At 59.8% G+C, this 13,630-nt stretch carries 11 protein-coding genes and 1 pseudogene; 6 read left to right on the top strand and 6 right to left on the bottom strand.

The features are described 5' to 3' along the window. The coding region (tnpC, locus tag C8N32_RS14290; RefSeq protein ID WP_107893650.1) for an IS66 family transposase at positions 1 to 793 on the top strand (793 nt) is incomplete at its 5' end. Positions 794 to 852: 59 nt separating this feature from the next. Next, positions 853 to 1,014 (top strand): IS66 family insertion sequence element accessory protein TnpB, encoded by a 162-nt coding sequence (tnpB, locus tag C8N32_RS14285; protein ID WP_420853797.1) that lies wholly within the window; start codon positions 853 to 855, stop codon positions 1,012 to 1,014. 136 nt (positions 1,015 to 1,150) lie between these two features. Here the strand turns inward: tnpB and C8N32_RS14280 are convergent. The 6 genes and pseudogenes from C8N32_RS14280 to C8N32_RS14255 all read right to left on the bottom strand — a co-directional run. Next, positions 1,151 to 1,369, bottom strand: a pseudogene (locus C8N32_RS14280) (helix-turn-helix domain-containing protein); the annotation flags it as partial. Positions 1,370 to 1,461: 92 nt separating this feature from the next. After that, positions 1,462 to 2,676, bottom strand: coding sequence for a cation:proton antiporter (locus C8N32_RS14275; RefSeq protein ID WP_107893646.1), 1,215 nt, complete (start codon positions 2,674 to 2,676; stop codon positions 1,462 to 1,464). Beyond that, positions 2,676 to 3,122, bottom strand: a complete 447-nt coding sequence (locus C8N32_RS14270) for a potassium channel family protein (protein ID WP_107893645.1) — start codon at positions 3,120 to 3,122, stop codon at positions 2,676 to 2,678. The genes C8N32_RS14275 and C8N32_RS14270 overlap by 1 nt, the downstream gene beginning before the upstream one ends. Before the next feature lie 337 nt (positions 3,123 to 3,459). After that, a complete protein-coding gene (locus C8N32_RS14265) occupies positions 3,460 to 5,847 on the bottom strand; it encodes a membrane-bound PQQ-dependent dehydrogenase, glucose/quinate/shikimate family (protein WP_107893644.1) in 2,388 nt (795 codons plus the stop codon). 357 nt (positions 5,848 to 6,204) lie between these two features. After that, a complete protein-coding gene (locus tag C8N32_RS14260; RefSeq protein ID WP_242509465.1) occupies positions 6,205 to 8,646 on the bottom strand; it encodes a sensor histidine kinase in 2,442 nt (813 codons plus the stop codon). After that, complete coding sequence (locus tag C8N32_RS14255; protein ID WP_242509466.1) at positions 8,639 to 9,307, bottom strand: response regulator transcription factor; 669 nt, start codon at positions 9,305 to 9,307, stop codon at positions 8,639 to 8,641. Before C8N32_RS14255 ends, C8N32_RS14260 begins: the two co-directional genes overlap by 8 nt. 170 nt (positions 9,308 to 9,477) lie before the next feature. Between C8N32_RS14255 and C8N32_RS14250 the strand changes: the two genes are divergently transcribed. The 4 genes from C8N32_RS14250 (at position 9,478) to C8N32_RS14235 (ending at position 13,544) form a co-directional block, all read left to right on the top strand. Continuing rightward, complete coding sequence (locus C8N32_RS14250; protein WP_107893648.1) at positions 9,478 to 10,449, top strand: Bug family tripartite tricarboxylate transporter substrate binding protein; 972 nt, start codon at positions 9,478 to 9,480, stop codon at positions 10,447 to 10,449. A gap of 88 nt (positions 10,450 to 10,537) precedes the next feature. Further along, positions 10,538 to 11,011: a tripartite tricarboxylate transporter TctB family protein gene (locus C8N32_RS14245; RefSeq protein ID WP_107893642.1), complete on the top strand. Its 474-nt coding sequence runs from the start codon at positions 10,538 to 10,540 to the stop codon at positions 11,009 to 11,011. Beyond that, on the top strand, positions 11,011 to 12,531 hold the full coding sequence (locus C8N32_RS14240; RefSeq protein ID WP_107893641.1) for a tripartite tricarboxylate transporter permease: 1,521 nt from the start codon (positions 11,011 to 11,013) through the stop codon (positions 12,529 to 12,531). Before C8N32_RS14245 ends, C8N32_RS14240 begins: the two co-directional genes overlap by 1 nt. Continuing rightward, positions 12,531 to 13,544, top strand: a complete 1,014-nt coding sequence (locus tag C8N32_RS14235; protein ID WP_107893640.1) for an AbrB family transcriptional regulator — start codon at positions 12,531 to 12,533, stop codon at positions 13,542 to 13,544. Before C8N32_RS14240 ends, C8N32_RS14235 begins: the two co-directional genes overlap by 1 nt. Positions 13,545 to 13,630: the final 86 nt, after the last annotated feature.

Raw genomic sequence — 13,630 nt, 5'->3', positions numbered from 1 at the left:
TGACACCCCAATCAAGATGCAAGCCAGGAAGAAATGCGCGACCGCGCGCATCTGGACCTATGTGCGCGATGAACGAGCCTGGGCTGGGGACGATCCGCCAGCCGCCTGGTACAGGTTCAGCAAAGATCGGGAAGGCAGGCATCCCACCGAACATCTGGCCAACTACCAAGGCTGGATCCACGCGGATGGCTACACCGGTTTCAACGATATCTTCGCCAAAGAGGGCGTTCATGAGATGGCCTGTATGGCACATGTCAGGCGCAAGTTTGTCGATATTTTCCAGTCGCAGGGATCGCAGATCGCCGAAGAAGCGATCCGGCGTATTGCACTGCTCTATGCCGTCGAAAAGGCCGCGCGTGGTAAGTCACCAGAAGAACGCGTTGCCCTTCGTCAGCGCGACGCCAAACCTGTCTTTGACGATCTGGAAGCCTGGCTCGCCGCGCAACTGAACCGTATCTCGGGCAAATCTGAACTGGCCAAGGCGATCCGGTATGCTCTTGGCCGTATGAAGAAAATGCGCGGATATCTGGGAAACGGTTCCCTCGAGCTGGACAATAATTGTGCGGAGCGTTCGATCCGCTGCGTGGCTTTGGGCCGAAAGAACTACCTCTTCGTCGGTTCCGAAGGCGGAGGAAAGGCCGCGGCGATTGCCTACACCCTGATCGAAACAGCCAAGCTCAACAGCGTCGATCCCCAAGCCTGGCTCACATGGGTTCTTGCGCGCATCGCTGATCACAAGATCACTCGATTGGACGAGCTGTTGCCTTGGCGTTACGCTGCCCAAGCAGCGTAACAGACAGCTTCGCCTTGGAACCAGAGCAGTCAGACCAAACGGCTACCGGCAGTGGGCTGGTGATGGCCTATAAGCGGCTCGAGGATAGCAGCTTCACATGGCCCGCGGTCAGGAACGGGGTGATGCGCCTGGAACCGGCCCAGTTTGAGGCGCTGTTTTCGGGTTTGGATTGGCAGCGTGTACGGCCTCTGGAGGTGATTGCCCCAGCTGCGGCGGAGTGACTCACGCGGCAGTTTGCACGGGCCATTCTGCCCTTGTTTTGTTATGGCATCGGGCATGACCGCACCTGATGAATTGCCCAACGACATTGCCGAACTGAAGTTTTACACATTATGTGGGGCCAACGCACCGCTTACGCTTTCTCAGCAGATAGGGATAGACCTTGTGGCCGGGTGCCGGTTTCGACGTGTTCGGCCTGCGATACAAGGCCTGGATGCCCATGCGTTTCATGCAAGTCGCCACATGCAACCGCCCGGCGGTGAAGCCTTCTTGCCGCAAGAGACCCTTCATCATTCGGCTGCCCGAAAACGGATATTCCATGTGCAGATCGTCGATCCGACGCATCAGCTTGAGATCGTCTTCGCAAGCAGGCCACCTCTCATTGGATTCCCGCGATATCACGCAGCCGGGCAGCCGCCAAGTTGAGATCACAGCCCCGTGTTTCCGATCTATTGTTCCCGGCGCTCCCGCGCACGGTCTGGCAAGCCATCAACATATTGCCTGAACCATGAGGTGCCGGGTTTGGCGGATAATCCATGAAGGATGATGCTGCACAGAACCGTCGCAATCAGGCATAGATGGATGGTCGGCACGATTTCGCCATGCACTCTTTCAAGATACACTAGGCCCAGAACGATAGAAGCGAGACCGCGCGGGCCAAACCAGCCCATGAACAGTAGCGTGCCTGTCCCAAGTCCAGCCCCGATCATGGACACTGCGACCGGAAGCATCCGGATTACGGTCAGCGACAGCGCGGCATAAACGAAATGCACCGGCTCTAGATCTCCCAGGGACGCGCCCGCGATCATACCGAACAAAAAGAACACTGTCAGATTGATCAGCTGTCCCCAGTTTTCAGTAAATTCGAGGCGCTGCCGGTCGATGCTCTGATCAGTGTTGCGCTGCACCGCAAGGCCGGCCACGAATGCCGCGATGAACATGCTGGCCCCGGTTTCATGCGAGAGGATCACACACATGATCGGCAGCATGGTAAAGCCCAGTTGCCGGTAACGCTCCCCGACCCACCCGCGGGCTTGGGCCGCATCGAAAGACCGGCTTCCGGCCCACCCGATGATCAGCCCTATCGCCACACCGTAGCAGAACTGCTCAAGAAAGAACCGACCGAAGGACACGTCTTGGGCACTGGAAGCCAAGGCAATGAAGAACAACAGGAACGGCACCGCCAGGCCATCGTTCAAACCGGCTTCGACATTCAGAGATTCGCGGATCCCTTTGGGAACTTTGGGGCTTGATACAATGGCCTGTCCAAGGCCCGCATCCGTCGGCGCCAGAATTGCGGCGAGAATGCCAGCGTGCCAGATCGTCAATTCATCGAACAAGACCATAGCGGCGCCCGCACCGAGCAGAATGGTCAGGACCATGCCGGTACTGAGTAGCCGCCCGGGCAGGGACCTGAGACCGTCTTCGAACACCTGTGAGATATGACTGCCATCGGTAAACAGCAGCAGCACAAGGCCCAGTTCCGCAATTGTCAAAAGAACCTCTGCGCTGCCACCGGTTTCCAGAGGCTCGTCCATGAGCCAGAAAACCGCGAAACCATAGAGCGTGAATACGATCGGCGCGGTCAGGTAGGTCTGGTCGATCCGCTCTGAAATCAGGCTGTAAAAAAACACCATACCGAAAAAAAGGAAAATTACTTCCATTACATTCTGGCCTCTTTGTCCAGGATTTCGATTATATGTGAGACGACCGCGAAGATCAGCCCGCCGGACAGCGAACACATCAGGATTCCGGTGAGACCTTCGGCAGCCGCAAGGGTTCGCAATTCCGGCGGCGGAACAATATCGCCATACCCGATGGTGGCATAGGTAACGGCGCTGAAGTAAAAGCCTTCTTCCCAACTCTGCATGAAGCCGATCAGATTGTAATATGCTCCCCAGATCTGGATTTCGACAATATGAGCGAGGATAATGATTACCGTCATCCCGCAAACGAGAAGCGTGACGCGGCCAAAACTGTCGATACTGCGGCGAGAAACGCGACCGGAAAGCCGCACCAGCCCCGCGAACAGAAGAACATGAATCGTCACCGTCACGGCGACAAGGATCGTTCCGTCTATCAGGTTGCCAAACAAATGCGGCCCCTGCATACATCATCTGGTCGACTGAACTTGATGCTATTCAATATATCCGCCTGATGTCCATTGGCATGTTCGGGGTATCCTACCCAGGAGTCTGGGTTTCCGGCAATCCTTACGCGGTTCGTCGTGCGCCTGGCGGACGGACATTCCGGGGTGTCGGCATGTCCGTCGCGGTCTTCGGCCGGATCACACCCAGTCTCAGCCGGGTGGGGTCGGTCATCACGGCTCCGCGATGCGCATCTGCCACATCCTTCCGCGTCTCTGGTTCCCCGTTTCCCGAATGGGGTGGTGGAAAATTCAGTGGGTCAGGCTCAAAACAAGGTCAGGCCGGTATGCAGCACCCTGGCTAATTCTCTTTCGTCAAGGCGTACGCGATAAGGTAGTCTCCACGCATTTTGCTGCGGCGGGCCCCCGCAGCTTGCACGAGAACAATTTGCCGTCCCTTGCCGTCGACATAACTTATCGGAGCGGACTGGCTGCCGACAGGTAGAGGCGATTTCCACACGATCTCGCCCGTTTCCGTATCGATGGCGCGCAAGAAGAAATCTTGTGTCGCGGCAAAAAAGGTCAGGCCGGATCTGGTTGTCATTGCACCGCCAAGGGTGGGCATGCCGACATTGAATGGCGCGGAGAGCTTGAGACCGAAAGGGCCGATTTCCCGTGTGGTGCCCATCGGTATTTCCCATTTGACTTTCCGGGTAGCCATGTCGATAGCGGTCATCGTGCCATAAGGCGGCTCGTAACAGGGTGTCTGGGAAAATGGCAGGAGATTGTAATCGACGAATATCTGATAGGGCGTACCATGCATTGGTCCGCCCTCGCTTCCCCCGCTCAGGTCCTTGCCGCCCGTGGACTCCTGCGGGATGATATAGGTTCGGTTGATCCAGCGCAAATCGTTCACAATCAGGATATTGCGGCTCTGATCGAAGGACGCGCTCCCCCAGTTCATTCCCCCCGTCTGGGCGGGAAACTGAAAATATGTTTCCTCGGAAGGCGGGGTCATGAAGCCGTCCCAACGGGTTTTGAGTGTTCTGATTCTGCAAATGAGATGGTCGACCGGTGTCATCCCCCAGGTGTGATGCTGGTCGAGGATGCTCTCATCCGTTCCGATTTGCGGCATGCCGGTCGAGAAGGGTTGAGTAGGTGAATATCTTTCGCCTTTCGCATCGCCCGGAGGCACAGGCAATTCTTCCACCCTGGTCAAGGGCGCACCGGTGCGTCGGTCCAATACAAAAATCTGGCCGCGTTTCGTAGTTTGTACCAGGGCCGGGACAGTGGTTCCGTCCTCTTTTGGAAAATCGATCAGAGCCGGCTGGGACGGAACGTCGTAGTCCCAGAGGTCATGGTGGACTGTCTGAAAATGCCAGACGGCTTTCCCCGTCGTCAGATCAACCGCTACGACCGAGGACCCATACTTTTCATCCGCCTCCGATCTTGTCCCCCCCCAATAGTCCGGCGTTGGGTTGCCAGTCGGCAAATAGACCATGTTGAGGTCTTCGTCATAGGAGATAGGCGCCCAGACATTCGGCGTCCCACGTGTATACGTTTCCCCCTCGGCAGGCAGCGTGTCTATTTCCGGGTTGCCCAGATCCCAGGCCCATTTCAGGTCACCTGAGATGGCATCGAAGGCGCGCACGACACCGGGGGCTTCCCCGGTCGATTGATTGTCCCTCACCCAGCCGCCGATCACGATCTTGTCCCCAGCGAGCGTGGCCCCCGTGGTCGGCATGTACTGACCTTCTGGAAAAGCACCCATGCCTTCAAGCAGATCGACGACACCGTTCGCGCCAAAGCTGCGGCAGACCGTACCATCCTTGGCTTTCACGCTGATAAGCCGACCGTCGACCGTTGCGACGACAATGCGCGGGCCGCAGTTTTCCGGCGCGGTGCCGGCAGGCGCTGTTCCCGCAGGGTCAAGCTCGGCCGGGTCGACGAAAGCGACCGAGCGGCAACGCATCCAGATTGGCGCCTTGGCCTGGGGATCGAACTGCCATTTTATTTCACCCGTCGTGCCGTCGACAGCGGTCACGATGTTATTATAGGCGCAATGATAAACGGTCCCATCGACAAATATCGGCGTATTCTGATCTGCGTTTGCTTTTTCCAGATCAGGGACTTGCCCGTGACGCGCGGTCCACACAACCTCAAGCTTGTGTACGTTGTCCTTTGTGATTTGATCAAGTGGTGTGTATCGGATGCCTTCGCCGGTTCGGCCGTATTCCCGCCATTGCCCTTCCCTGGTCAGGGTGATTTCGGTTTCCTGCCCGGCCGTGACAGGTATCTCGTTTCGAACGATGCCGTGCGGAAACACCATCGCACCTATGTAGATTGCAAAACCGGCCAGCAACGCCAACCCGCCCTGGAAACCAAGCCTGCGCTGACGGGGCGTGCCTTCGTGTTTCGGGAACAGGCCAATTGAAAGCAGCAGAAGAAAACCGATGAACATTGGCGCGGCCAGCCGCGGCACCGAACCCCAGAAACGGAAGCCGATTTCATAGAAATTCCACAGAAATGTTCCGGCCAAAATCGCCAGATAGATCCATACGCCGTCAATCTTGCCATGCCATATGCGCGATCCGGAAAAAACAAGCGCGATACCAGCGATCAGGTAGTACCATGATCCTCCCAGAACGACGAGATACCCCCCCCCGATTGCAAGAATGATACCGGTTGCGATGAGGAGGCTTGACAGGATTCGAAGCCAGAAATGCGGCTTGGTTGCCAGGGTATTCAAATTCTTGCTCCTTTACTGATACTCACACGAAGATCGGCTGATGTCGCCGTTTCAAAAGGTAAATCGTCAAGATCGGCGGGCGATCTTTTCGGACCCGGTCGGCAACGTGCCTGCATGATCCTGTCCGGAGCGACTGTAAACCGGCGCAGAACGAACGTCTACGCATATGCATCGCATATGCATCGGTTTGTTTTCCGGGCGCGACATACGCTAGTTCCGCTTGCCCTGAGCCTCGAAAGGCGGGGATCTGAAGGTGCCCCGGTTTCATCACCGTTTTCCATGTGAGGAATGAGGGGGCTTTCCTGCACATCATGGCGAACAACTTCGGTGAGGGCGGTCGGGCGGATCACCGCGGAATCACCGCGCGGATGGTTCCAAAAGAGACGATGACGACCGGCGATCGCGTCTCAGCGATGTTTCCCAGGCCGACAGGAACTCCCGCCGCTTGAGGTCGTCAAGGTAGGTCAGCAACCCCGGTGTCAAACGTATCGGCAGAAATGCCCCCCTTTGGTCACGAATCTGCCGTTCGAACGATGAGGTCGGCTCCGGCGCGGGGGTCAGCGGCAAGAGCGGCGTATCTTTCAGAATGATGCGCTGGCCATCCTCGGAAAGGAGGAAGCCAATGAATGCCGCTGCCAGGTCCGGGTTTTTCGCGTCTTTCGGAACGAAAGCCGTCCGGGACATGACCAGATTATAGTCTTCGAAAAAATGCAGGCCAAGATGGGGCGACGTCTCCGCCAGGCTGGCCGCGTAGGTTCCGATGATGTTGAATGCGAAAGCCAGTTCGCCTCGTGCAGTCGCTGCGACCATATCTGACGTGCAGCAATAGGTCTTCATGCCGGTACGTCCGAGAATTTCGAAAAGCCGCAGCGCCTGCGGCCCCTGAAGGCTGTCCTGAGTCGCGTACAGATACCCCACGCCGGAGTCGCGAATGTTGTAACTGCCGATGCGCCCGCGAAAGCGTTCTTCGTTCTCGCGCACGAATGTGGCCAGGTCCCGGTGGCTGGTGGGGAGTTCTCGCTTGGAAATCGCCCGCTTGTCATAGACGACGATGGCGGGTTCGAACGTGAAACCGAACAGTTCGGACCGCCATGAGGCCCAGGGCGGCGGAGCGATCCCGGGCGCGAGCCTGATGCGACGCGCAAGTCCACGGTTGACCAGATTGACCTGTAGATCCATCGCGGAGGAAATGACGAGATCCGGTTTTCCGATCGTCTCGGGGCGCAACATGGACTGGTGGAGTGCAACCGTCTGGAACTCGACATAGGCGACGTCGACGCCGGGATTACGCACTTCGAACGCATCGATGAGCGGCTGCATGGCCGGCGTGTCCGTGGCGCTATGAATAACAAGTGTCTGTGCCGCGCCGGTGTCTCCTGCAAAGACCGCGCCGCTTACCAGCAGCAGGATCGGGACGATTCGCCTGAATATCAATGTCACTTCGAGTCCACCGAGAGAGGAACGGCCAAGCCTCATGTCCGCGGAGTGCCCTTGGGCCACGGCCTTGACGATCGAAAGGCCAAGGCCCGATCCTTTCGTCTTGTCGGACAGCGATGTGAAACGTTCCGTGGCCTTGGGCAGGTCCGCATCCGCGATTCCGGGGCCGGCATCCTCGACGCTGAGGCGAACGCTCTGCTCCGTTCCGTTCAGCGTGATGGTAATCGTGTTGTCGGGGGGGCCGTGACGCACGGCATTTTCGATCAGGTTGCGAAGCGCCTCGCGGATCGAAAGAGTGTCGCCCTCGATGATGTCCTCTCCTGCGCCGATCTCGTCGCCGACGAAGGACAACGAAATATCGCGCATCCGGCTTTCGCGAAGGCTTTCGGCCAGCGTGTCGCGCACCAGCGGTTTCAGGGCGAGCGGGCGCAGGCTTGTCCGGTCGGACCGGTGAATGACCATGGCATTGGCCAATAACTGGTTGGTCAGGCGTACGGTGTGCGCGGCCTGCCTTTCGGCCTTGACCAGCCGGGAGCGCATCTGGCCCGGATCCTCGGCATCCGCAGCAAGCGAGAGATGGCCCTGCAATGCCGAAAGCGATGTCCGCGTCTGGTGCGCAACATCGGCGATGAAGGTCTCGGTCAGGGCGCGGCTACGGCGCAGCCGCGTGATGAACCCGTTGATCGCATCGAAGAGGTTCCGGACCTCGCGCGGGGGACTCCCTTCGACCAGTGCCAGATCCGCCGGTTCGCGCTGTGCCAGATCATGGGCGATCTGGCGTAGCGGAGAGAGCGATGTCCGTATCGCCACCCAGACAAACCCAAGGCCAATCAGGGACAGGACCGCCAGGCCCGCAAGCCCTGCGGCGAAGAAGAACAACTGCTGCGTGGTTCGGGATTCGACGGTTTGCCCAACCTGCACCGCGACCCATTGGCGTCCATCCGGGGAGATGAACGGTCTCCCCTGAAGAACGAAGCGGAACGCCGCCCCCTGATAGTCTGCATCGTAAAAAACGGGGGATGCGGATGGTGTCGCGTCGGCCGGGACCGGCAGGTCCGCCGTGCCGGTGATTTCCCGCTGGCCCGGAACGAAGACACGGTATTGAACTCTGTCGACGGGGTTCAGCGAAAGTATGTCCATGGCAGAGTTGGGCAAGTCCACCGTTGCGCCATCGGGGCCGACCGATATGCGCTCAAGGATCGCCAGGGCCGCCCCGGCGAGCGGCAGGTCATGCGTCCGGTCGGCCGCAGCGCGGGAATAGGTCCACAACAGTATCGACATGAGCACAAGAAAGACCGCAAAGCCGGCGGCCATCGACACGAGGAGCCGGCGCTGGAGCGAATGGCCCGATGCGTCAGTCATCATCCGCCAGGTAGGCCATGTATCCAAGGCCTCGCGCCGTCTTGATGACCAGTGGCGTCCCTTCCAGCTTGCGCCGCAACCTCGTGACCAGCTGTTCTACGGCATTCAGGCTGGGCGCTTCCTCGAAGGTATATAGCCGGTCGGCCACGTCTTCCTTGGTCAGCATCCGGCCCATGTTGTCGATCATGATTTCCAGCAACTGGATCTCACGGGCGCGCATCTGGGTATCCTGCCCGTGGATCGTCGCGCGCTTGGCCGCCCGATCGAAGACGAATGGACCAGCGGAAAATACGTTGCTGGAGCGGCCTGCCCGCCGACGGGACAGGACACGGCACCGCGCCGACAATTCGCGAAAGTCGACGGGTTTTATCATGTAATCGTCCGCCCCGGCATCCAGCCCGATCACTTTGTCGTCGATCTGGCTGCGCGCGGTCAGCACTATGACCGGTGTGTCGTCCTCCCTTGCGCGCAGGGCCCGCAGCACTTCGTAACCGCTCCGGCCCGGCAGGTTCAGGTCCAGAAGCACGATGTCGAATTTGAAGTGGCGCAGAAGCTCGTTCGCGTCGTCGCCGTCCTTCTCCCGGTCGACGGAATGCCCCTCGGCCCGGAGCCGATCCACGATCGTCTCCGCCAGGTCATCATTGTCTTCGACCAAAAGCATTCTCATGGTATGAATTTAGCAGCGCGGAGCCAAACCGGGAAGCGCGTGCGCGCAGGGCGAAGACCGGGTCAGCGTCTTGTCAGTTTTGCGTCAGGGTGACCTCAGGCTGTTGCGCGATACATGATAATATGCCGGGGAACCCCGGCCAAAACGAACCCTGGGAGGACACAATGTTATTGGCTCGTTTTGGCGCCGCGTTCTGCGTCGCCGCATCTTTCGTTGCGCCAGCTTTCGCTCAAAGCCAGATCGACAATCCGGAATGTATTGCTCCCGCCAATCCTGGCGGCGGGTTCGACCTGACCTGCCGCATTGCCCAGACCGGGCTTGACCCGCATGTCGACGCGCCGGTCCAGGTGACGTTCATGCCCGGTGGGATTGGCGCCGTGGCCTACAACCTGTTCAACACCTCCCGTACGGATGACGGTTCTGCCATCGTCGCCTTCTCGACCGGGTCGCTGCTGAACATTGTGACCGGCAAATACGGTGAGTTCACCGAAAAGGATGTGCGCTGGGTCGGTACCGCCGGTGCCGATTTCGGCGCTGTCGTCGTGCGTGCCGACAGCGAATACAAGGATCTTTCCCATCTTATGTCCGATTTTTCGGCGGATCCGGCATCGGTCGTGGTGGGGGCCGGCGGTTCGGTCGGTTCACAGGACTGGATGAAAGGCGCGCTGCTGCTGCGTGAAGCGGGCGCCTCTCCGGTGGATATGCGTTATGTCGCTTTCGACGGTGGCGGCGATGCAATTGCCGCGCTTCTGGGCGGTTCGATCGAGGTCTACATGGGCGATGTGGGCGAGATGGTCCCCCATGTCGAATCCGGCCAGATGCGGCTCCTGGCCGTCCTGTCGCCCGAGCGCCTGGACGCGCCCTTTGCCGAGATTCCAACCGCCATCGAACAGGGCTTCGACGTCGAATGGACGATCCTGCGGGGGTTCTATATGGGCGGCGATGTCTCGGATTCCGATTACCAGAAGTGGGTGGATGCCTTCAACGCGGCCTATGCAACGGACGCGTTTGCGCAAGTTCAAAAGGAAAAGGGCCTTTTGCCGTTGAATCTGGCCGGGGACGAGCTTCAGACTTCTATAGAAAAGCGTGTGCAGAACCTGCGCGACATCGCGACCGAGGCAGGCCTGATCAACTGATCGCCGCCAGCACCGACGCGGCAGCCCGCACTTGCAGACGTGCGGGCTGCCGACCCAAGTCTCACCCCCAGGATACGAGGAGACCGCCATGGCCGACCGCATTTTCGCAGGGGTGCTTTTGATCGTGACACTGGCCTATGCGGCCATCGCCTTCACCACGATCAGTGCCCCCTTTCAGTACGATCCGCTCGGTCCCGAAAGCTGGCCGCAAATCCTTTCACTTGTCGCCATTGCCTGCCTGCTTGTCATTGTCTGGAAGCCGGACGCCATCGAACTGGGTGTTGCAGGCCGGACATGGCTTCGCCTGGGTGCCACGGTGATCATGCTTTGTGCCTATGCGGAACTCTACGAACCTTTGGGCTTCGTTCTCGCGACGATCCTGTTCGGCGGCGCGCTCAGCGCGATGTTGGGTGCGGGAGGGGTCCGGCCCGTGATCTTTGGTGTGGCCGCAGGGGGGCTTGGCTATTTGCTTTGTGTTACGCTGCTTGACCTCAACCTGCCGGAGGGTGACATCTTCGAGACGCTTCTGGCCGCCGTCCCGCGCACGGAAGGGGCTTCGTGATGGAGGCGGTCCTGAACGGCCTGGCAACGGGCTTTGGCGTTGCTCTCGACCCGTTGAATCTGTTTCTCGTTCTGGCGGGATGTTTCGGAGGGACGCTGATTGGCGCTCTGCCTGGCCTTGGTCCGATAAATGGTGTCGCGATCCTGTTGCCCATCGCCTACGGACTTGGGTTTGGGCCGGAATCCGCACTGATCCTGCTGGCCGGGATCTACTACGGGGCGGAATACGGCGGTCGGATTTCTTCCATTCTGCTCAACGTGCCCGGCGATGCGGGGGCCGTCATGACGACGCTCGATGGCAATCCAATGGCCCGCGCGGGTGCGGCAGGGCGCGCCCTGTCCTTATCGGCCGTCGCATCTTTCGTGGGCGGTACGTTCGCCGTGATCCTGCTGTCGCTTTTTGCGCCGCCGCTTGCGTCCTTCGCCGTCACATTCTCTCCGGCCGATTATGTCGCGCTGATGGTGTTCGCATTTGCCTCTCTTGCCTCTCTCGTGGGCAAGAGTGCCGTCAAGACGCTGCTTGGTGCCACGATCGGCCTGATGCTGGCGACCGTCGGAATCGATGCCAACACCGGCGTGGCGCGTTATACGTTCGGCATTCCGGACATTCTTGCGGGCATCGATTTCCTGATCGTCGTCGTGGGGCTTTTCGGCATGGCAGAATTGCTGACCCTGGTTGAGCATCAGGTCTCGGGAAAACTGAAATCACTGCCGGTGGACAAGAGCTTCGTCCGCCTGGTCGATCTGGCAAGATGCAAATGGACCATCGCACGCGCCTCGGTCATCGGTTTCTTCATCGGCATTCTGCCCGGAACCGGGGCCTCGGTTGCCTCCGCCGTGGCCTACGGCACCGAAAAACGCATCTCCGACAGCGAAAAGACCTTTGGTACCGGCGATGTGCGCGGTCTGGCTGCGCCAGAGGCTGCAAACAACGCGGCAGCGGGCGGCGCCATGGTACCAATGCTCACACTGGGGATTCCGGGGTCGGGGACGACCGCAATCCTGCTTGGCGCCCTCCTGATGTTCAACATACAACCCGGCCCGATGATGTTCACCCAGAGACCCGAAGTCGCCTGGGGCCTGATCGCGTCGATGTATATCGGCAATATTGCGCTTCTGGTCATCAACCTGCCTTTGGTTGGCCTTTTCGCGCGGATGCTGACGATTCCGCAGCATTACCTTACACCGCTGATCGCGATTCTCGCCTTCATCGGAATTTATACCATCGTGGGCAATCCATTCGACCTGTTGCTGATTACCGGGCTCGGTGTCTTCGGCTGGTTCCTGCGCAAGCTGGACTTTTCGCTTGCCCCGGTCATTTTGGGGTTTGTGCTGGGCGGGTTGTTCGAGGACAACCTGCGCCGCGCCTTGTCGATTTCGGGTGGGGACTGGGCGATTCTGATCGAGAATTATAAAAGTATAACGCTCTATATCCTGGCCCTTTTGGTCGTGATGATACCGATCTGGCTGGCCCGGCGGGCCCGGCGGATACACGGGGGCGTACCCGCAGAAGAAGACTGATGGCAGTGATACATCCCGGGACATTCGCAACCGTTGTGGCGGGGTTTGCCGGGGCGGCATTGGCTGCCCTCGCGGGCATTCCGGCCGGTCCCCTGATCGGCAGTACCATGGCGGTTGCGGCCATTGCCGCACTTAGAGTGCGCGTGGCCGTGCCCAACCCGGTGCGCGATCTGGCATTCGCCGCTATCGGCGTGTCGCTGGGTTCGGGAATCGACGAACGGCTTTTCGATCAGGTCGCAACATGGGGGATCAGCCTCTCTCTTCTGGTCGCGTCGCTGCTGGTGACCATTCTGGTGGGCCGGCTGATCCTCGCGCGCGGATATGGGCTGGACAGGCAGACCGCAACACTTGCAAGCGCACCTGGGACCATGTCAAACGCCATCGCCATCGCGGTTGAGGGGCACGGCGATGCGACCGCCGTCATGTTCCTGCAATTGATGCGCCTGCTGGTCCTCGTCGTTGCGGTGCCGCCGCTCGCGGTGGCACTCGACAGCCCGCCTGCCATAGCGGAGGGTGCCTCCGAAGCGATGTCGCTTCCGGTTCTTGCCGCGCTGCTCCTGGTTGCGGTTGCGATCGGGGCCATCGGCACACGCCTTGGCCTACCCGCCGCGAACCTTTTGGCCGGCATGGTCGTCAGCGCCGGCGGCCATTCGGCCGGGCTGGTGCACGGCCTGACCCCGGCATGGGTTACCTTCGCCGCTTTTGCCATGACCGGGGCTGTGCTCGGGTCGCGGATGAGCCGTGTGACGCCCGAACAGGTCGGGCGCTATGCAATCGCAGGGCTGGCCGTGGTCGGAGCGGCCCTCGTTGTCTCGATTGGCTTTGCGGTCCTGGCCAGTGCCGTAACAGGTCTGCCGTTCGGCCAGGTCTGGATTGCCTATGCGCCGGGCGGGGTCGAGGCGATGGCCGCCATCGGGCTGTCCCTGGGCTACGATCCTGCCTATGTCGCGGTGCATCACTTCGCACGGATCTTTGCGCTTGTGTTGATTGTTCCGATCACGCTCCGGCTCTAGGTGTTTGATGCCAGGGTTTGATGGTGCGATCCATTCGCTGGAATGGAAGGAAGCACTATGGGACAAGTTCGTCACGGCAGCGCCAC

Origin of the sequence: Rhodovulum imhoffii (genome assembly GCF_003046545.1) — a bacterium.
GTDB classification, from domain to species: Bacteria; Pseudomonadota; Alphaproteobacteria; order Rhodobacterales; family Rhodobacteraceae; genus Rhodovulum; species Rhodovulum imhoffii.
This window is presented reverse-complemented; position numbering and strand designations above follow the sequence as displayed.

Excerpts from the sequence above, each read along its gene's own strand:
- C8N32_RS14275 (WP_107893646.1), bottom strand. The coding sequence starts at position 2,676 with ATGGAAGTAATTTTCCTTTTTTTCGGTATGGTGTTTTTTTACAGCCTG.
- C8N32_RS14270 (WP_107893645.1), bottom strand. The coding sequence starts at position 3,122 with ATGCAGGGGCCGCATTTGTTTGGCAACCTGATAGACGGAACGATCCTT.
- C8N32_RS14260 (WP_242509465.1), bottom strand. The coding sequence starts at position 8,646 with ATGACTGACGCATCGGGCCATTCGCTCCAGCGCCGGCTCCTCGTGTCG.
- C8N32_RS14255 (WP_242509466.1), bottom strand. The coding sequence starts at position 9,307 with ATGCTTTTGGTCGAAGACAATGATGACCTGGCGGAGACGATCGTGGAT.
- C8N32_RS14250 (WP_107893648.1), top strand. The coding sequence starts at position 9,478 with ATGTTATTGGCTCGTTTTGGCGCCGCGTTCTGCGTCGCCGCATCTTTC.
- C8N32_RS14245 (WP_107893642.1), top strand. The coding sequence starts at position 10,538 with ATGGCCGACCGCATTTTCGCAGGGGTGCTTTTGATCGTGACACTGGCC.
- C8N32_RS14240 (WP_107893641.1), top strand. The coding sequence starts at position 11,011 with ATGGAGGCGGTCCTGAACGGCCTGGCAACGGGCTTTGGCGTTGCTCTC.
- C8N32_RS14235 (WP_107893640.1), top strand. The coding sequence starts at position 12,531 with ATGGCAGTGATACATCCCGGGACATTCGCAACCGTTGTGGCGGGGTTT.